This window comes from Acinetobacter tianfuensis (assembly GCF_003611465.1).
Taxonomy (GTDB): Bacteria; Pseudomonadota; Gammaproteobacteria; order Pseudomonadales; family Moraxellaceae; genus Acinetobacter; species Acinetobacter tianfuensis.
On the sequence record NZ_RAXV01000006.1, the window covers coordinates 1 to 18,357 of the forward strand.

General features: G+C 43.2%; 20 protein-coding genes and 1 pseudogene. All 21 read right to left on the bottom strand.

Translation table 11 applies throughout. The features are described from left to right. Positions 1 to 670 (bottom strand): annotated as a pseudogene (locus D7V32_RS04040) (hypothetical protein); the annotation flags it as partial. A gap of 2 nt (positions 671 to 672) precedes the next feature. Continuing rightward, positions 673 to 903 carry a hypothetical protein gene (locus D7V32_RS04045; protein WP_120376134.1) on the bottom strand — a complete coding sequence of 77 codons (231 nt, stop codon included), beginning with the start codon at positions 901 to 903 and terminating at the stop codon, positions 673 to 675. After that, positions 896 to 2,803, bottom strand: coding sequence for a hypothetical protein (locus D7V32_RS04050; RefSeq protein ID WP_120401637.1), 1,908 nt, complete (start codon positions 2,801 to 2,803; stop codon positions 896 to 898). The genes D7V32_RS04045 and D7V32_RS04050 overlap by 8 nt, the downstream gene beginning before the upstream one ends. A 7-nt stretch (positions 2,804 to 2,810) precedes the next feature. Continuing rightward, a complete protein-coding gene (locus D7V32_RS04055; protein WP_120401638.1) occupies positions 2,811 to 3,203 on the bottom strand; it encodes a hypothetical protein in 393 nt (130 codons plus the stop codon). Then, positions 3,200 to 3,496 (bottom strand): hypothetical protein, encoded by a 297-nt coding sequence (locus D7V32_RS04060; RefSeq protein ID WP_120401639.1) that lies wholly within the window; start codon positions 3,494 to 3,496, stop codon positions 3,200 to 3,202. The genes D7V32_RS04055 and D7V32_RS04060 overlap by 4 nt, the downstream gene beginning before the upstream one ends. After that, positions 3,493 to 4,776, bottom strand: a complete 1,284-nt coding sequence (locus D7V32_RS04065; protein WP_120401640.1) for a hypothetical protein — start codon at positions 4,774 to 4,776, stop codon at positions 3,493 to 3,495. Before D7V32_RS04065 ends, D7V32_RS04060 begins: the two co-directional genes overlap by 4 nt. A gap of 52 nt (positions 4,777 to 4,828) precedes the next feature. Next, positions 4,829 to 8,443 (bottom strand): hypothetical protein, encoded by a 3,615-nt coding sequence (locus tag D7V32_RS04070; RefSeq protein ID WP_120401641.1) that lies wholly within the window; start codon positions 8,441 to 8,443, stop codon positions 4,829 to 4,831. Beyond that, positions 8,433 to 8,846 carry a hypothetical protein gene (locus tag D7V32_RS04075; protein ID WP_106985239.1) on the bottom strand — a complete coding sequence of 138 codons (414 nt, stop codon included), beginning with the start codon at positions 8,844 to 8,846 and terminating at the stop codon, positions 8,433 to 8,435. Before D7V32_RS04075 ends, D7V32_RS04070 begins: the two co-directional genes overlap by 11 nt. Continuing rightward, positions 8,846 to 12,172, bottom strand: a complete 3,327-nt coding sequence (locus tag D7V32_RS04080; RefSeq protein ID WP_120401642.1) for a tape measure protein — start codon at positions 12,170 to 12,172, stop codon at positions 8,846 to 8,848. The genes D7V32_RS04075 and D7V32_RS04080 overlap by 1 nt, the downstream gene beginning before the upstream one ends. Before the next feature lie 373 nt (positions 12,173 to 12,545). Further along, complete coding sequence (locus D7V32_RS04085) at positions 12,546 to 13,046, bottom strand: Pmp3 family protein (protein ID WP_120401643.1); 501 nt, start codon at positions 13,044 to 13,046, stop codon at positions 12,546 to 12,548. 7 nt (positions 13,047 to 13,053) lie between these two features. Further along, on the bottom strand, positions 13,054 to 13,332 hold the full coding sequence (locus D7V32_RS04090; protein ID WP_120401644.1) for a DUF2845 domain-containing protein: 279 nt from the start codon (positions 13,330 to 13,332) through the stop codon (positions 13,054 to 13,056). Positions 13,333 to 13,400: 68 nt separating this feature from the next. Then, entirely contained in the window at positions 13,401 to 13,967 is a 567-nt protein-coding gene (locus D7V32_RS04095) for a hypothetical protein (protein ID WP_120401645.1), read from the bottom strand. Beyond that, positions 13,964 to 14,122, bottom strand: coding sequence for a hypothetical protein (locus D7V32_RS17200; RefSeq protein ID WP_171407572.1), 159 nt, complete (start codon positions 14,120 to 14,122; stop codon positions 13,964 to 13,966). The genes D7V32_RS04095 and D7V32_RS17200 overlap by 4 nt, the downstream gene beginning before the upstream one ends. Positions 14,123 to 14,257: 135 nt before the next feature. Then, positions 14,258 to 15,007 (bottom strand): phage tail tube protein, encoded by a 750-nt coding sequence (locus D7V32_RS04100; RefSeq protein ID WP_120401646.1) that lies wholly within the window; start codon positions 15,005 to 15,007, stop codon positions 14,258 to 14,260. Continuing rightward, on the bottom strand, positions 15,000 to 15,179 hold the full coding sequence (locus D7V32_RS04105; RefSeq protein ID WP_106985246.1) for a hypothetical protein: 180 nt from the start codon (positions 15,177 to 15,179) through the stop codon (positions 15,000 to 15,002). The genes D7V32_RS04100 and D7V32_RS04105 overlap by 8 nt, the downstream gene beginning before the upstream one ends. 7 nt (positions 15,180 to 15,186) lie before the next feature. Next, positions 15,187 to 15,609: a phage tail terminator protein gene (locus D7V32_RS04110; RefSeq protein ID WP_120401647.1), complete on the bottom strand. Its 423-nt coding sequence runs from the start codon at positions 15,607 to 15,609 to the stop codon at positions 15,187 to 15,189. After that, on the bottom strand, positions 15,584 to 16,081 hold the full coding sequence (locus tag D7V32_RS04115) for a phage virion morphogenesis protein (protein ID WP_120401743.1): 498 nt from the start codon (positions 16,079 to 16,081) through the stop codon (positions 15,584 to 15,586). The genes D7V32_RS04110 and D7V32_RS04115 overlap by 26 nt, the downstream gene beginning before the upstream one ends. 7 nt (positions 16,082 to 16,088) lie before the next feature. Beyond that, a complete protein-coding gene (locus D7V32_RS04120) occupies positions 16,089 to 16,529 on the bottom strand; it encodes a gp436 family protein (RefSeq protein WP_120401648.1) in 441 nt (146 codons plus the stop codon). 8 nt (positions 16,530 to 16,537) lie between these two features. Next, complete coding sequence (locus D7V32_RS04125) at positions 16,538 to 16,897, bottom strand: hypothetical protein (RefSeq protein WP_120401649.1); 360 nt, start codon at positions 16,895 to 16,897, stop codon at positions 16,538 to 16,540. A 10-nt stretch (positions 16,898 to 16,907) separates the two neighbouring features. Continuing rightward, positions 16,908 to 17,984, bottom strand: a complete 1,077-nt coding sequence (locus tag D7V32_RS04130) for a major capsid protein (RefSeq protein WP_120401650.1) — start codon at positions 17,982 to 17,984, stop codon at positions 16,908 to 16,910. A 3-nt stretch (positions 17,985 to 17,987) separates the two neighbouring features. Next, the gene (locus tag D7V32_RS04135; protein WP_120401651.1) at positions 17,988 to 18,356 is read right to left on the bottom strand and encodes a hypothetical protein; all 369 of its coding nucleotides are present in this window, start codon (positions 18,354 to 18,356) and stop codon (positions 17,988 to 17,990) included. Position 18,357 lies beyond the last annotated feature (1 nt).

Here is an 18,357-nt window from a genome sequence, read left to right on the forward strand (position 1 = left end):
TATGAGTTGTCTGCTTAATCCAGCTCGCAACATCATCATTGAAATATGCGCCTTCAGATGAATGCGTAATGCTTCCTTGCTTGCTCCACGTTAAACCAAGTGATCCATAATCAACGGCATTTGTTGTGAGTGGCAAAAACACAAGAAGTTTTTCTGATGTTACCAGTTTTTCAGCGCTAATTTTTTCAATGCCATTTTTCACAGACCCAATACGAACATAATAAGTTCTCCCAGCTTCAATATCGGTATCAACATAAGCTCGCGCATCTCCTGCTAAAACAGCTTTCGGCACTGGCAAATTTTCAGTATTAATAGGCGTTTCAGAGCAGTAATAACGCTGCTCATCAACAAAGCCGTCTAGTTTCCAATTTAATTCGAGTCTATTGGTTTCATCATTCTTAAATTCAACCACCAAATCGTATGGTGGGTCGAACTCAATGAGTGTTTTTACATGGAATTCTTCACTAAAATTCTCAACTGAGCCTCTAATCACTCCAGCTCGATAGTAATAATCTTGATTTGGCTCAACAGTTAAGTCCTCATAATACATTGTTAACGATATGCCAATCGGCTCGCCCAAATTTTCTATAGCCGTTGAAACTGAATTTCTATAAATATTGAAATATTCAAAGTGCCCAAACTGCGCAAACTCAAGCCTTACTCCTGCCATTTTTACACCTCAATTTGAATCACATCACCGCTTGTAGCCAAGCGCTTTATCTCCGCATCACTAATAAACACGGTGGCACCTAAGTTATAACGTGTTGTGCTGGTACACATCACAAGACCCGAACCATCGATAACCAAAACTTTGTAATTCGGATGGTCTTCGCTGGTGATCGTGCCAATAAACTCAGGTGCTTTAGGTAGCAGTCCAATCAGTCGCTGCAATGCATTACTCATGATTTACACGCTCCACTTTGATAGTTTGATTGACTACCGCATGGCCGAATGAAACACTAACGCTGTCTACAATGCCCCACCATTCAGCATTAAAGGCTAATACTTCTCCTGGCATACACTCACCAACTTCAGTTGAAATCGGCATCGTAAATGTGTGGGTTTCAACCATACCTGCTTTTGCTAATTTTGCTTTACCGAAAGCACCCATGCTGCTGTGGTCAAACAGCGGATTATTCTCAGTAGGTAAAAGCGTATCAGCATTTGTCCCTGCACGTTTGACTTGAGCTGTCTTTCCGCTGCGGTCGTTTGTGAGTGTGATGCCGTTGTAGTCTGGATATAACTCGTAGTCAGTAGACTGTGTTGTGACAATGCTTTCAGGAATTAATCGATCATATTCATCAATGGTCAGTGAATCCCAAAAGGTCTTTTTATAAAGCGGTTTAACGGTCAGTGTATTGCTATTTTTTTCGCTATACACAAACCCGCCGCCACTTTCAGCAATCATTTTAATCACGGAAATCGGCGCTAAATTGCTGTAGCTCAAGCTATTGTTTGCAACGATCCAGCCCAGTTCATCAATCAGCTGCCAATTCAATTGCGTAGCGCTAAAAACACGATCCAATTCAGCCTGACATAACTGTACTGACGTTCGCTCATTCTCTTGTAAAAATGAACGTACAGGAGCATAAGGCTCTGAAAGCAATGCAGTTTGGCTTCGTCCAGTGAGCACATAAACATCTTGTGCAAACTTGCGTGAGCGACTGCGGTTTTCAAGAAGCATTTGGTGTTCATTGCTATTCACCATGATTTTTAGAATCACAGGCTGACCATTAATCGGTTCAAGTTTTGGCAATTCGCTTGTTGGTACAGTCAAGCTATAAGACCAACACCATCGACTGCGGTCTGTGCTGTAATTTCCATCCAGCACATTTATTTCTTTGCCATTGTCTAAGCGAATCACAGATAAAGTATTCAATATGTGCCACCAATTTTTATTTGGAATTGCTGGAATGCAGTCATCTGCCCCAAAGTTAAGAATGACGTTGTGTGAGTCAACCTCATGACAGAGGCATACAAAATTAAGGTCGCCCGTGCCTTCATATTTGGGAATCTCAGGTTCTGGCCACGGTTGAATTGGATGTTTGCGATAGTGGATAGATTTGGCTTTATCCCAAGCAATGTCATCCTTTGTGACCAGCTCTAAGCCTTTATCCCATTCAAAGCTGAAGCGCTTTTCAAAGACATGCGCGACCTGATGTGAAAACGTAATATTTCGGCGTTTACGGATCAGCTCTTGATGAGCAAATTCACGGTTTAATCGAAGCTTGATTGACTCATCAAAATACAGATCACGCGCAATTCGAATCTTCAGGTTTTCTTGCCAAGATACTCTTTGGTTTCGACTCAGCTTTAAGCCTTGGTCAAAAGCCGAGTGAATGGATTCAGACAAAGTAAGTGCTCGATCAAATCCAATTTCTTGACCTACGCTCATCACCAAACCCTGATCAAAAAAAAGAGCCTCATTCGAGACCCTTAAAATAGGTTTAGACCACGGTATTTGCGTGACACTAATTTGGGCTATGGCCCTCTTAAAGGCTGCGCTCAATTTTAGCTCAACACCAAGCTGGTGATTAATATCCTGCAGACCAGCTGAAACTGAAATAAAACCACAGTTGATGTATGCATTAATATAACCGCTGTTATCAACCGGCTGCAGATTTGAGCCTGAGATTTGCGCAGTAAAGCCAGTATTAATTACAGCTCTAACATAATTAGCAACTAGATCTGGATCATAAACAGCATGTAGATCGAAGGGTGCTGTAAGAGCGCTTGGCACAACAATATCAAGATAAGATGCTGTGAGCGAATACGGTTTCTTGTGTTCGTAATTGTCGCTCATATCACACCTAAATCACTGGTTTTAATATTATAGAATCTAGGCGCTGTGTGGCACCCATCACGATGTCATAACTATTTAAAATAATGTCTGCACCCATTTCAAGGTCTGCCACTGCATCACCATTTGCATTAAACAGCCTCGCCCAGACCACGGTACCTGTTTTAAGCGCTAAAACATCATTGGTTGGTTTGAGTTCAATGCTGTCCTCGTTAAGTCGACTAAAACAAGGTTTTGGCAATGTGAGTGTTGCTAGTTTGGCGGTGTCATCTGCAGGGATTAATACGCTTTCAGGTTTTGCAGAGTCATAATAAACAAAGGAAGCATTTCCGCTTCCTTGATCAATAAAATCAGCCAGCGCACGCAGTTGTGCGAGTCCAGCTTTAAGAGATGGTGTAATCATTTAGGCACCACATTATCTTGAATAACAGCATTGAATCGATGGTTGCTGTCGAAAGCAACAACGAATGTTTTTAAATTTGCATTAAGACCTGTGAATTGATACTGACCGTTTGCATCTGGTTTTCTCACAGTGATTGGCTGCAAATTGGCTTTACTGTATAAAACCACAAGTGAATCTTTATATTTTTCACCTAGTTTTTTTGTTGAGCCTTTAATAGCAGCAAGCACAGGGCCTGCTACCACCACTTGCAGCATATTTGAAGAGTGCAAAATCCTTCTAGATATTGGTTTCAATCCAACTCTCCTAGATAAAAATAAAATCCGCCTTTTTGATAACTTCCAGTACCGCCAGACGCAACAATATCTTGCACATACATAGATGAATCAGCTATCAAAGCAGTTAGTGCGTCCTCTTGAGTAGCCTTACCTGCAAAACAAATATGAAATAAACTTCCTCTTAGATATGTTTCCTTATCAAGAAAAGGTATCTCTAAAGCAGGAAAATTATTTTTATATGAATTGTCCATACCGGAGCGATATCCAAGAAAAAGTGGATAGGCCTCAGTATGATTAGAAAGTCTATTTAATATGTCGTACTTGGGGGTGAAAAATTTACCAGAATTTTGATTATGGCAAAGCATAGACACTCCATTTCCGTTATACATCAACACACCAGAAATTGAACTCGCGCTTCGATCGGTCAAGTGTGCTGATAAAAACCAATTTGGAATTACATCATTCGTCATGGAAGACTGAAATAACCCCGCCCCATGCAAAACGTTCCAGAGGCCATTACCAGGATTCTCATTTACTACGGCGTAAAAGCAGTTTTTATCACCCACCAAAGTAAAGTTGCTATTTGCTGCGGCACCGCCATTAGAATCTGAATAATTACCGGCCGCCGGGTTTCCAGTTCTAGACCAATACCATCGGGCCCAGCCGCGAACGCAATCACCGCCGGTTCCTGAAATTTTCCAATTCTTAGGTGGGTTAGCTGGATCAAAAGGAAGCTGTAAAACATCAGGATTTTGATAATCATCAATATGATCCATGTGCTCAAGCAAACCCACCATTGCATATTTGGCATAAGTGGAATTGTATGAGTTCACACCATCAGAAATAGACTCATCAACACGAATAAAAGGATGTTGCGGTGTTGGATTTTTTGCACGATAGACCCGCTTCACATCCTTGTCATCACGAAAAATAATGTCATAACCCAATGATGCTAATTTACTTGCACCTTTGGTTGTAACGGCAGTTTCATCAATCGCAACCTGAGGCTTTAGAATCAATTGCGTATCACTTGGTACACCTTTAATTCGATACTTTTGATTTAAAGATGCTGGCTCAAAACCTGTGAGCTCAACAATCTGCAGTAGCATGACTTTATGCGGTGCAAACAAGGCTAGATGCACATCGCCCTGCTCATCAATTGAAGCAGATGTCACACTAGGTAATGCAACGCCATTTACAAGACAGGCATCAAAAAGGCGGATCATGTCGCCCCATGTATTGCTAAGAACCAAGCCATTCAAGTGGCTAAAAAATTGAACTTCTACATCTGTTGCCATATTTGAAAACCCATAAAAAAGACCGCCAAGGCGGTCATATTAAAGTTGAAGTCTAAGCAACCCGGTCAATATCACCGCGCAGCATGATTTGGAATGAGTCTGAAAGCACGGTTGGCTCAGACTGTTTTACGGTGCGAATCACCCAAATCGGGTAATTTGCAGCAATCGAGTTAAAGCGCATAGTATTGCCATTCGCCCAGCCGCTGCCCCAGCCTTCTTTTTTAATTTTGAAGTATGGTGCATTGGTGATTGGATTGAGTGGTGCATAATCAGCTGTGGTGGTGCCGCGCTGCGCCAGCTCACCAGTGTATTCTCCAACACACTTAAACGTGGTTGCATCAGTAAATACCATGGCCCAGCGCTCTTGAATAGCGCCCTTATTACTCACTTCAATTGGATATAAAGAATCATTGTAGTTTGCTGAAATTGCGCCGCCAGTCGCTTCATCTGACCACACGGAATTCCATGTCGGTTGAACAAATAAACGTGTGTAGCGTGATTTCACATCACCAATGACCAATGCTGAGCCGACAATGGTATGAGCTGGATCATAGTTGTGCGTCAAAGGCTTAGTAAAAGTCACTTGGCCATTGATTTTGACATCACGCACCAAGCCCATATCCTGATAGCGATACTTAGCAGTAAGTGGTCCAGTCAAATTACCTAGCGCAAAATCACCACTTAAAGTCACTTTACCGTAGTCATAGTCCACAACATACATATCAAATGGCACTTTAGCTCCATCTGCATCTTCAAGTTCACACCAAGAAATTCGCTGATCAGCCAAAGCATAAACCTTGCCCGCGATATAGTCTGGCAACTCCTGCGATTTGCTCGCGCTGACAATGCCGATTTCACCGCTGCGGAAAATCGGCACCCGGCCATCAATGGGTAAACGCACTGCAGATAAACCAAGCAGGTCGGCATCAATTGGAATGTAGCTAAATCCGACTGCACTGTATTTGATGGTTTCAGGCAGCACCATGATTGGCTTGTGAATCCATTGCTTGCCATCTTTTGCATACTCAAGCTCAGCCACATACCAATCCTGCGCCATAATTTCCGCGCGGTTTGCTTCAGTGATAATCACTTTTTCACGAAATACAAACTGACCATAGCCCTGATCAAAATTAAAGAAGCCATCGCAGTCAGCCGTATCAATCGCACCCGAGCCATCTGGCACAATATTCAGCACACCGCCTTCAACTTTCACTGCAGATAAAGTCAGTGACTGAGCGCGAATTGGAATCATCGGAGCGCGGTATGACACCTGATTGGTTTTCACACTTTCCAGCTGTGTTGCCAGTGACTCCAAAACTGGATTATTCGCTCCACCTACATCCCATGATGTGATTTCAATATTACCGTTGCTGTACTGGATCTGACCCGCAAGCGTTCCAGCACCCGTGGTTACAGATGGGTTGCGATACAATGAGCCTAGCTTGTCCACATAGGTTGAACTGGCCAGTGCAAGCCTTACCGATCCCGCCAAAATCTGCTCTGCAAAACCTTCCGTTAAGTCAGTTTTAAGCACAGATCCAATTACGGTGTCGTTCCAGCTTTGCGCTGCAGATTCATCACGATATGAAACGCTCACCGTAACCGCAGTCGCCACTTCATTTAAAGTCAGCGTATTTGTGGTTTTGACATTCTGGTAATTAATTGTCATCCCCAGCATGCCTGCTTCAATTGCTGCAGCGCTTGAGTTGTATTTGCCAAAAAATGGCTGCACGATTTTTTCACGCTCAATGGATTCAAGCGTAGTGCTTGGTGTTACGCTTATCGTTCGCGTGGTGTAATTAATCGAACCTTGCTGCTGCCCCGCACCATTGATCATGCGGCCTGTAGTCGCATCAATCGGCATATCGCGCAGTTCAACTTCGCCCGAATGTCCCATATAACGCACTGGCACGCGGATTTTCACAGACTTCGGGACCAGCGGTGCAGAGCCGTTGTCCAACTCAACCGTAATTGATCCGCCTGACGGTACAGCTGAAAGGCTAACCGCAGACTTAGGGCCCTTTTGGCCAGACACATTGAAAGTGGTACCGCCATTCGGCAGTAAGGTCGGCATAAGCTTAGCCACGCCATCCGCATAGTCGATCGTACCTGTCGCATCCCCAGTAAATTGACCTTGACCATTGTCTGTTGCTGTCTTAGACACACCATTCAGTAGCCAGTCTACAGTCAGCGTGCCTGCCACAATCGAATCGTTTACAGGGATTTCAATATAGGCCTTATTAATGGCCAGCCCTGAACGCTCCTGCGCTGTGATCATATTGCTCCACGTTAGCAATATTGCGCTGCCAACGTCTGCCAATTCACCAACTGTAACCGCCATGGTGCCCGTTTCATAATCAATGCTGCCAGACCCAAATGAAGAGTCGGAACCGCGCAGCTGGCCCGCACCATTGTCACGCAGTGTGTAGACTTGGTTTTGCACTAAATATGAAAACTGCAAACTGCCCGGCGACGGCAGCGGCACCAGATTCTTAATCCAGTTAAAACCATTATTTTCCTGATTCACATAAATCAGCATCGATTCAACTGGCGCAGTTACTGCGGCAGCCGGCATAAATGTGACTGTTAGATTTGTTGTACCGGTTCCCGCATTGGCATTCCATGCAATTGCGCCATTTTGGTAGTTGATTGTACCAATTGAAGTGCCGGCACTATTCTTGAGTTCACCGCCTACATCGGTAATAGCCGACCCAAACAGAGTAAATTCAACTGATTTAGGCATTACGCTTGAACCGATAAAAAGCCCTTGCACCGTATTGACTGTAATATTTGAAAACGTCTTGCTTAACGCACCACTGGCTGTTTTGACCAACGCCGCAGAATCACCTGCAGCATTAATGTTCACCATCGGCGTTTCAGTCTGCGCGGATGGTACCAGCTGCGTGTAAACACTATCCGCAACGACAGAATAATCACCGACCTGAGCAGCTTCTTTCAGATTTGCGCTGGCATAGTATTTACCAGTATCCGCCACAATTGTGTCACGAATGATGGTCTGGCTTTTTTCACCGTTGTACCACTGCTTAGCAGATAGGCCTACAAAATCAGCTTTCAGTGCATCGCTTAAACCATAAGTTGCAATCTTATATTCAACCTGCTTACCGTCAATCGGTAAGATTGCTGTGCGTGTAGAGACCTCAGTAATACGCAAATACTGCTCAATTTCTAGAGACTTGCCTTCATTTGAAATCAACACAATTGATGCACCAATCGCGCTTTCGGCCTCTTGCGGGAACATAGCCACTTGCAGCGACTTCATGCCAAGCCAGTGCGTATCCAGCGGTGTGCCTGTCAGCTGCGCACCTTTAGCTAAGTAGTTTTCAATGCGGTTCTGTGCACTTGAGCGCTCATCTGTCCAGCTATTCGTACTGAATAATATGGCGGATACATTCGGATCTTTTGGATTTTCAGAAATAAAGACTGTAGCACCCATGAGTGCATCTGTATCAGCGGTATCCACTGCAGCATAAATTTTTTGGATTGATGTGCGACCTGTCGTGCGATCCATTTCAGAAATGTCATTGAACAGGTTGTTGCTTTGGCCATCGACAATTTCACGGCCAGAATATTTACCGCCACCATCTTCCGCATCAGTCTTAATGCGCTCAGATTCCAGCAGTTTTAAGTTATTGGTTTCAATCGCCATCGCTTACCTCGGTGAATCGCATAGTGACATTAAAATAGGTATCAAGTGATGTTGCTGGTGTACCTTTGATTGTTGAGCTTTCAAGAGCGCCATCTTTGTGGTTAAAAACCACATTGAAGCGCCGCTGATCATGCGGCCACTCAAACTGCAATGTGAATTGCTCCTGCAGGTTCTGCCATTCGCGCAGCTTGTTTAAATCACGCAGCTTGATCCAGCCTTTGGTCTTATTGGCTGGCTGCAACGTGATTGGGCGGCCCGCCTGTTTTCGGCCCTCTTGAATAATCAAGGCGCCATTAATGGCATATTCTTGGTTCTGCTGAATCGCAGACCAGTTTTCATCAGACCAAAAAAAACCATCCTCCAATTGGATGGTTTCTGATGAACTTTTACGGACTAATTTCATTACATGCTCCGTTTAAGCATTTCAAATTCTTGAAGCATTTCTTCAACACTGTTAACCGCTTCGGGTGTTCCTTGTAGCTCAGCTACTTTCCCGCCCGACTGTAACTCTAGAATCTTCTTCTCCGTCGGCTGAATATCTTGCAATGGCGTAATATCAAAACTTGAAGCAACCATTGGAGCATCAGGCATTGCCGGCGCTTGATAAGCAGGCTCATTGCTACCAGTAAGCCCTGAGCCAGTATTACCAGAACGACCACCTGACCGCTGTGCTTGCGCTCTTGCATTTGCCGCATCCGTTTTGGCTTTCATTTCGGCTTTAAAGTTATCCCAGTAATCATCAGAAGCCTTTTTCTCAGCGCTAACCTCTGGCTGATTCTGCGTAACTGGCTGACTTACCTGACTCACACTGCGCTGGGTTGCATCTGCAGCACGCTGAATCTCACCGAGTTTGGAAACAGTGGCTTTGCCAGTGGCATCAAGTTGAACCTCAAGGCCAAGTGATGCAGCTTTGGCCTGAGCCACAGCGATCTTAGCCTTGTTGCCGCTAGCAATAGTTGCGTTAAGCATTAACTCATAAGCAGACTGAATACCCTCTGCAGTAGCTTGGCCACTTTTACTGATAACATCAAAGTTCGCCTGTGCTGACTGAGCTGCTGCATCTAACTGCGCCTGTGTCTTGAGACCCATAGCACTAAAAGCAGCCTGCGCGGGATTAAGAGTGTCTGGCAACTGAGCTAATTTTTGCTCAATTTTACCTAAGCCTAAAGCGACCTGCTCACCAGTAATTAATCCCTGTCTTCCATACTCAACAAGCTTGCCCTTGGCATAATCAAGTTCAGCACCTGTCTGAGCTGTGTTAATTACATTATTAAGATTTGTGCTTAGTGCTATACCCGTATCAATCCCTTGGGCTTTATATGCACCTAGGTTGTCAATAATAATTTGGACGTCATTACTAGCCGAATTAAAGGTTTCAGAAAACCGGCCTTTCAGTTGTTCAGTATCTAAACCTGTACGCCCTAACGCCTCCTTCATTACAGCTTCAGTCAATGCTGCTGATTTCGCCGCTTCCTTTGCTGTTCCCGTGAATGCGGCTTTTGCATTAGCTTGGAATACTGTTAGGTCTTTTCCGCTTAATGCTTGCCCCAGCCTTAACTGTAGTTCTTCAGCTGTGATTTTTCCTTGATCTTTTAATAGGATTAATGCGGTAACTGAATCATTAATTCCTTTAGTTGAGTCAAACTTCATTGCATTCGAAATCTTTTCTAATGCCTCTTTAGTTGGCTCACCTTTTTTAATTAAAGCATCAAACTCGGTTACAAGCTTTTTAGACTCAACTGTAAGCTGATAAGCTTTATCACGGGCTTTTTCTGCAGCTAGCGCAAATGATTGCTTAACTTCAGCGGCAGCCTTAACTGCAGCCTCCTCAGCCTTCATTTGTGATTCCAGCTGCTCAATTGAGGTGAGAACTTTTCTATTTGCATCACCTGCAGAAGTGCCTAAATTGCTAATAGCAATTTCAGCATGTTCAATACCTTTAGCAACACCCTCACCTATAGCTGTACCAATTGGCTGAAATACAGTGGGGACCAACACACCAACCGCGGTAACTGCCACTCCTAAAGCGCCAAGGCGACTTATTAATGTCATAATTGATCCGCTAGTTGCTATAGATGCTGTTGTTGCGGCAGCAGAATTTGCGGCTAATTGCACCTTAGATGCAGCTGCTGACTTTGTGGCTGTGGCGTTGGCGATTTGCGCTTGAGTATTAGCGACCACGGCCACTGTTTCCTGTGTAATTGCAACTGATGCCACTCTCACACCAGCTGCTTTATCAAGGAACACACTTGCAATATTCAGTGCTTTATAAGCAATGAAAGTCTGCCCAGCTAACACTAATGTTGAAACAATCTGATCTAGATTTTCAGCAACAAATTTAAGTGCTTCTGCTACCTTCGCACTCGCACCAGTGGCCGCATCTGCCTCACCAATATACAAAGTCCATGCTGTTTTTAGGTTTTCAATGGACTGTCCAATCGTAATAGGCATTTTGGCGAATTCTTCATTAAGCGCCTTAGATTGACTTTCAAGCGCCTTAACAATCACCTCGGATGTGAGCTTCCCTTGTCCCGCCATCTCACGTAATTTACCAACATTTACACCTAAGCCATCCGCTAGAGCCCGTGCCAACCGCGGTGCTTGCTCCATCACACTGTTGAACTCTTCACCGCGGAGAACACCAGACTGCAAGGCTTGGTTAAATTGATAAATTGCCGCTTCGTTTGAGGCTGCTAGGCCGCCCCCTACAATTAATGACTTGTTTACTAGGTCAGTAATCCCTAAAGCACGCTCTTGAGAGTATCCAAGCTGATCCACTGCACTTTTGACACGGGTAAATAGTTCCGCTGTAGCTGTAAGATTTGATCGGGTTTCAATCGCAATCTTTTTTACCCCCTCGAAAGCATCTGTAAAGTTTCCGCTTTTGGATGTGGCAAGCCCAATCCTTGCCTCTAGAACCTTAAACTCATCAGCAGTTCGACCAATTTCTGCTGCCGATACGCCTACACCAAGTGCGGCCATTGCACTTGTTAACGCTGTATAGCCTGTTTTTAAACCTTGGATTTCCACACTTGCTTGTTTAACAAGTGTCTCACTCTTCTGAAGTTCTGCATTTGTTTTACCAAGTTCTGCATCTAGCTTGGTTGCCTCGGGTGTAATTAAACTTAGTTCAGACTTAAATGCGCCAAATGCCTGATCCGCTTGCTGCACCTCTTTCTCTAAAGCATTGATTTGCTGCTGTGCTTTAGCAATATCTTCCGGTGTGGCATTGGTTCTAGAGAATTCTTCAAGTTTGGTTTTTGCGGTAGCAAGGTTGGCCTTTAGTAAATTAAGAGACCGGACCGAATCCACACTAAATTTATTAAAACTTTCTGATGCGCCTATAACACCAGTACCTGTGCTTTTAATAATTTCAGTTGTTTCATTCAGTGACTTAATTAACGCAGACGCACGCTCACTGGCATTTTTAGGAATAATATTCCCAATTTCCTGACCAGTATCCTTGGCTGTGCTGGCTACATCCTGAAATTCACTGCCTAGTTCATCTAACTTACCTTTTGCCTGATCTGCTTTTTTGGGTAGATCGGCTGGTATGATTTTACCAATCTCTTTTGCAGTCTCAGCACTTGTTTTCTTGAGTCTCTCAGCTTCACTCTCAATGGTTTCGAATAGCTTTTTGCTAACATCTTTGGATTGCTTTGCCGCAGCAACAAGGCCTTTGCTATCGCCATCCATAATGAGTTTAAAAGTTAGGTTCTTACTAGACATGGCGACCTCAAATTTTAGGCATAAAAAAACCCGCTAAGTAGCGGGTAGGTATTCAGGAGGGTTTTATTTTCCAATTTTTCGATTGATCACGTAAAATCGTTTGCCATTTTTACAATCTACAAATGATGCAATTTGCTCTGGAAGGTTGCTTTTACTTTCAGAATATCCAACATACATGACTTCATCGCACTCGCTTAGTTTTGCAACAATGATTGCAGCATCATGATCATGCTCTTAAATAGCCTTAAGCCCATCATCACCAACTTTCTTGTGGAGTTTTGGATATAAATCCTTTGTATATTCAGTTACTGCATATTTATTGATTTTAGGCATCACAAATCCCTTATTAAAACTATTGGTTCAAAAAAGCACCCTAGGGTGCTTTATATTTTCCATCTTTAGAGCCTTTACAGTCTTTTTGGATTTGATCCAGAGCCAAAGTCTTACCATCTTTTAAAATTGGATACTCACCTTGTTTGTGGTAGTACGACATACCACTCCTTAGGCAATTCCCTTCCAAATCTCTTTGTGATAACTGTGGCTCTGGCGCATTCCTGTTCTTGTAAGCATTGATAGCGCTACCCGCTAAAGCATAAATAGCAACCACAACAATACCGCCAGCAACCCCTAGCACACCCAGAATTATCAAATCCCCAACATCAGATGGCTTATTGGTGGCACAAGAATTTGATGGCACAACCAAATCACTACCACAGCTCTCACAAACACCCAGTCCAGTCCTGCGCCAAATCTCATAAATAATTGCCGGCACAACAAAGAAAATCGCCAAAACAATCGTGATTAAAAAATTACCGCGGTTTTCAGACCATCCTGTGTGGCCACAGTTATTACAGCTAACGCATTTATTTGCCATTCAACCCTCAGCGCGAAGTCTTAATATGCGTTACTTTGCCGTTCTCGATAGTAATCGTATAGGTTTTATTGCCATCCACATAACTAACTTCACGCACTGGCGTTTCTTTACCGCCTACGTTTTTTGTGTAGTCATAAGTTGCAACAGGCTGACCAAGCTTAGCAACGATCTGCCCGTAAGTATCACCAACGCGAACGCGCTCACCATTAACACTGGCATTCGTCAAGTTAGCATTAGCAAATGAAAATGCAGTCATCAAAGTTGCAGCAACAAGTAATTTTTTCACTATATCCCCCAGTGTTTTAAGTATTTACTAGATATTAGCGTGATCAATTAGACATCACAATGTGAAAATCACTGATCTTTCTCAAGGCTCTTAATAAAAGCATCAAACTTCTTGTTTATAGCGTTCTGAGCTCGGGTTGCAATCGCCAGATTACGCATCTTTATCCGTTCAGCTTTTTGAGCTGCTTTAAGATAATAGCGGAATGAGCCATAACTCATTTGCATAACGCTTTCAGGCTGATGACCGTTTGATACCAGCACCTGAAATGCATCAAACCAGCTACTCTTTTTACGCGGATCCACATCATCACGGTGTTTTGGTTTCGGCTCAGAGAAGAATGCATCATTCACCTTAATCACAGCATCCAACAATTGGGTAATAAGCTGCTCATCACTCTTAAATAGCTCAATGAGCTGCTCAATACTGTATTTCAATGAATGAGCTATCAATTGAGTTGATTCAAATGCATGGGCCTCAAAGAGCTTGCTTATGGTTTCATCTGGATGATTATTCAAAAAGTCCTTAATGACCTGTGCTGCACCTGACCACTCATCAAAGTTATGCATTTGCAGCTGGTGTACCGATAGCTCACCAACTTTGATAGGTCGATTTGAGGCTATAAAAAAATCATTCATTGAAGTACCTTAGCTAAAGCCACAAATGCATTAATAATGTTTGAGAGTTGCCAGATGAAAATACCCATCAAAATGGCACCTGTTACCTTCCAATAACCATGTTTTTCCATTACAACCTCTACTTTTTGTAAAACTACTGCTATAATTTCAACCACAAATTTCTTTCCCTTGCTTTTATCTGGCGGGTGGAAATAAAAAGCCCAGCGATTGCAGTCGCTGGGCTTTTGCTTTTTATGGGCACAAAAAAAGATGCTTAATGCATCCTGTTTTAAGTGCCTGCTGCTGTAAATTTACGGCGTTGGTGCTTTGGGAATCTGCGTGTAATAACCGTATAAACCAAGCGCACCATCTTTGTCTTTTGATAGGTCGCCTAAGGCATCGCCGCTGATTTCGTATGAGCCAAATTCTTCATGAATTAAACCAAAGCTTGAATCAGGTGACTTCACTGTACGATGCAGAGCCAAGAACACTTTTTCCTTGCTAATTTTATCGATGCCTTCAAAGAACAATGCATATTCTTTGCCGAAGTCGGATGCAATCGTGGTGTGTGTAACTGCACCAGTCTTATAGCCAATTACAACCTTTGGTAGATCTACAAGAAATTCGATAGTTCCGTAAACCGCATCCAGCTTGTATTTTGTTGATTCGATAGGAACCGCTGGCGACTCACCATCTGTAACTATTGGTGCACTGATATTAAAACCATCCAGCTTGATCTTTTGGCCTTTAGTGACAGCACCTAAATCTAAATCTGCTACGGTTTTCGTATCCACTGCTACATTTTTACCAGACAGAATGTACGCTAAGTTGTCAGAATCAAGCTGCTCAAGAGTGCCGCTGAATGAAACCGCAGTAGTGTTGTATAGCACTAGATCAGTCGTGTCATCGCCTGACATGGATTCTGTATGTTCAATTTTTTCCGCAGTGATTTCTAGCGTGAAGTCAGGAATATTTCCTAGCTCTCGCATAGCACCAACCACACCCTCAACAATCGGAGCAAGAGAGAACTTGCCGCGTAATGAAATATACTTCTTAGCCATTTACAGGCACCTCTTTAGTTTTTAGCTTAACTTCCGCTTTGGTTTCGGGTTTGATCACTTCGATCGCACCATCTTCTAAAAGCTGCTTAATTTTTTCTGGTGGCAGAGCGCCAATAATCTGCCCTTTCTGCCATGAGCCAATCGGCTTTAATGCCTTGTATTGAGTTTTCATAAGGTTCCTAAATGAATTTTTCAGATTCAAAGATGATCGTCACATAGGCGAATGCTGCACTATACCCATCACTAATCGAGACAAATCTTAATTCGCTAGTGGATGAATCAGGCTCCCATCCAGATAAAAGCTGGATCACTTTTTCAGTCAACAATCCGACTTCATCACTTACAGCACGTCCATCGTTAAGCTGTGACTTTGCATTGCGACATGCCACAGTCACAGCCCATTGCTGGCCTAGTTTATTTAATGCCCCTCTTCCCACTTCAGCTTGTTTAACAACACGTGCAAAATTGACATGTACGGATGGCACCACCTGTGACATTTCTGAGATTTGTACTGAATTTAAAGGGGTGTAGATCTTAAGAAAATCAGGAATTTCCTTTAATTTCTCGACTATTTCATCACGCACTGCGAAGAATGTGCTCATCAATAAAAGCTCCTATAATGTTTAGTATTGATTGCTCATCTTCTGCGTTAATACCTAGGAAAGTTCTTGAGGGGATGTTTACCTCTTTCACCTTCCGATATTGACCACCAACAGCAAAGGTAATGTACTGGCCATTTTTAGGAGTGATATGCGCTCCAAAGTGAAAGACATGGGCATACGTTTTGTTTGATCCCCACTCAATACCGTTTGGACGCAAGTTAAAATGCAGCTCATTCATTAAATCGCCATTATTACGACCAGTCTGACCACTCTGTAGTTTTGCTCTCCAAGATTGCTTCCATGGATTGCCATCTACATTGTGTTGGTTAAAAAAACGCTCTTGAGTTGAAGTAACACCGTACCCACCAATTTCCACATATAAATCATCTTTATAAGTATCAAAATCACTAAGCTTCTTAAGAATTGCTTCTATTGGTGAGCTATCTATTTGAATTGAGATAGCAAAGGCCATAATCACCTCACTTAATGCTAGGCATCATATTTAAGACATCATCACCAAATACACCGCCGCGGTATGTTGTACCGATTGGCATTGTGGCTGGTACTCTTGCTGGCTTTTCTTCAGTGACCTCATTTTGAGGATTGAGAATATTCAAGGTTGCCTTACCATCTGCAACCCGTTTCAAGAAATCAATTTCGGCCTTATAGCGGTTTTCGATTTCTTCAGTTGGTTGCTGAAAGTAAAGCCGGTAGCGTGCAATGTTGCACGCAATCCGTTTCAATGTGCTGGGCGTATTAGGTAAAGGCAGAACGTAACGAACAGCGATATAACTGTCTATTTCCTCCGATGCATCCTGCAGCGCTTCTTCAATCGAATTCGCTACAGTCTGCATTGATTCCAGCCCTTGAATTTCCTCTTCCCCGAAACGCGCTTCTAAGTCATTCCGAGTCGCATACATGACATCACCTATTTATCGGCAGTAGTTGCTTTCTTGGCTTCAGCAGTCGCTTTCTTTAAAGCAGCTTCGGATGTGGCCAGTGATTTTTCCAAGCCCTCAACTTTCAATTTCAGCTCAGCCACTTCAGCATCAGATTTATCTTTGCCAGCAATCAGAATTTCTTCATTCGCCTTCAGCTCAGCAATTTCGGCTGTGAGGCTTGCGATTTGGGCAGCTGTGTTATCAAGCCCTTGTTCCTGAGGCTCTTGATATTCTTCAATTACACCAGATGCTAAAAGGGCTTGAATACGATCTGAATTCAAGCCCTTTACTTCATGCCCTGGTAATGTTTCACCAACACTACCAATGGCGATATATTTTTTTGTCATGTTTGTATCCTTAGATTGTAATGAAGCCAGAACCACCAACCACGCCATTCTTATTTGATGGCACTACGAGTGGAGCAGATTCAGTCATTAACTGAATACCACGTGGATCTTTAATGTACTCTTGAGTGTCATAATACTGTTGAGTAACACTGCCGTTCATTTCCTCAATCGCACAATGTGCAACCGAACCATTGGTGTCTGAGACTAAGCCGAAATAATCTTTAGGAATTAATCGTTTAACTTGGCTTTTATGGCGATATGTTTCGTCATAAGTCCAAAACTCAATGCCATCAAACTTACCTTTAAATGTCGCTGCTTTTTTCGCACCAAAACTTGGATTAACCGGCACAGAAATGCCAGCGTACGGCGTGACAAATTCCTTTTTAAATGCCTCATTATTCCAAAGCGACTGCCATACCAAGCCCGACATTAGCGCCGCTTCCGCTTCGCCGCCATCTGCTTCAAGTTGGCGTTCTAACATGCGACGGATATCATCAACAGGTGTTGCACCACTATCATTCCACGGTGTTGATGGTGTGTAGTTCAGTGCTGCAGTGCGCTTGAAGTCCACTTCGTTGCGTTCATAGTCATCAGAATGCAATGTATATTTACCAGTTTTAAGTAAATCTACTGCCATCAAGATAACTGAATTATCAATTGCATCATGATTGCGTTTCATTGTTGCAACCTGTGCAAGGATCATTTTTTCCTGGTATGAAAGTGATTGATTACCAGTTGAAATAATTCCCGCTGCGCGCAAACGCTCCAATAGTGCAATTTCGAAAGCATCTGCAGGTGTTACCTGATTTTTTGGCTTGTAATATGCGGGTTTTACATAACGCACTTCACCAGCTTGATTAGTATCAAATGCCTTACCTGCATTTTTAGGTGATACCAATGGCGCAAGATCATGATCAGATGAGATCTCTGCCAGCGGCACATCCTTTCGCTCAAACAATGGGCGATTTGGGAAAAACTTATCCAAAAGCCATGTATCTACAGGCTTGTAATTTGAGTGGATTAAAGCTAATTCACCAACATTGAGTAGCTCAAGTGGAGCTCCTTGGATATCAAAAATTTGTGGCATGTTTTACACCTTTGCTAGTTCAATTTTGTTTTTAGTTGCTTTGGCACGTGCCGCGTCATATTTAGCTGTAGCAAGTAAAACACCCGCAAGCGAAACACCCTCAACACTAAACACACCACCAAAATGAATTGTCATTTCAATGCCGGCTGCTGCCATTGCGGTTGCTTCCGCAACAGTAATGTCCTGACCACAAATGACATCCCATGTTTTCTCATCCGCAGCATGAGTTGCAACATTGGCTTCAGACAAAGTCAGTAAATCGCCCTGTTTGTATGCTGTGGCGGTAGTAACTTTCGCATTAGCACGACGAAGTTTTTGATTATCCAAAATCAATAAACGACGACTTGTGCTTCCATTAATTATTGCTGTCATG

Excerpts from the sequence above, each read along its gene's own strand:
- D7V32_RS04045 (WP_120376134.1), bottom strand. The coding sequence starts at position 903 with ATGAGTAATGCATTGCAGCGACTGATTGGACTGCTACCTAAAGCACCT.
- D7V32_RS04050 (WP_120401637.1), bottom strand. The coding sequence starts at position 2,803 with ATGAGCGACAATTACGAACACAAGAAACCGTATTCGCTCACAGCATCT.
- D7V32_RS04055 (WP_120401638.1), bottom strand. The coding sequence starts at position 3,203 with ATGATTACACCATCTCTTAAAGCTGGACTCGCACAACTGCGTGCGCTG.
- D7V32_RS04065 (WP_120401640.1), bottom strand. The coding sequence starts at position 4,776 with ATGGCAACAGATGTAGAAGTTCAATTTTTTAGCCACTTGAATGGCTTG.
- D7V32_RS04070 (WP_120401641.1), bottom strand. The coding sequence starts at position 8,443 with ATGGCGATTGAAACCAATAACTTAAAACTGCTGGAATCTGAGCGCATT.
- D7V32_RS04075 (WP_106985239.1), bottom strand. The coding sequence starts at position 8,846 with ATGAAATTAGTCCGTAAAAGTTCATCAGAAACCATCCAATTGGAGGAT.
- D7V32_RS04080 (WP_120401642.1), bottom strand. The coding sequence starts at position 12,172 with ATGTCTAGTAAGAACCTAACTTTTAAACTCATTATGGATGGCGATAGC.
- D7V32_RS04085 (WP_120401643.1), bottom strand. The coding sequence starts at position 13,046 with ATGGCAAATAAATGCGTTAGCTGTAATAACTGTGGCCACACAGGATGG.
- D7V32_RS04095 (WP_120401645.1), bottom strand. The coding sequence starts at position 13,967 with ATGAATGATTTTTTTATAGCCTCAAATCGACCTATCAAAGTTGGTGAG.
- D7V32_RS04100 (WP_120401646.1), bottom strand. The coding sequence starts at position 15,007 with ATGGCTAAGAAGTATATTTCATTACGCGGCAAGTTCTCTCTTGCTCCG.
- D7V32_RS04105 (WP_106985246.1), bottom strand. The coding sequence starts at position 15,179 with ATGAAAACTCAATACAAGGCATTAAAGCCGATTGGCTCATGGCAGAAA.
- D7V32_RS04110 (WP_120401647.1), bottom strand. The coding sequence starts at position 15,609 with ATGAGCACATTCTTCGCAGTGCGTGATGAAATAGTCGAGAAATTAAAG.
- D7V32_RS04115 (WP_120401743.1), bottom strand. The coding sequence starts at position 16,081 with ATGGCCTTTGCTATCTCAATTCAAATAGATAGCTCACCAATAGAAGCA.
- D7V32_RS04120 (WP_120401648.1), bottom strand. The coding sequence starts at position 16,529 with ATGTATGCGACTCGGAATGACTTAGAAGCGCGTTTCGGGGAAGAGGAA.
- D7V32_RS04125 (WP_120401649.1), bottom strand. The coding sequence starts at position 16,897 with ATGACAAAAAAATATATCGCCATTGGTAGTGTTGGTGAAACATTACCA.
- D7V32_RS04130 (WP_120401650.1), bottom strand. The coding sequence starts at position 17,984 with ATGCCACAAATTTTTGATATCCAAGGAGCTCCACTTGAGCTACTCAAT.
- D7V32_RS04135 (WP_120401651.1), bottom strand. The coding sequence starts at position 18,356 with ATGACAGCAATAATTAATGGAAGCACAAGTCGTCGTTTATTGATTTTG.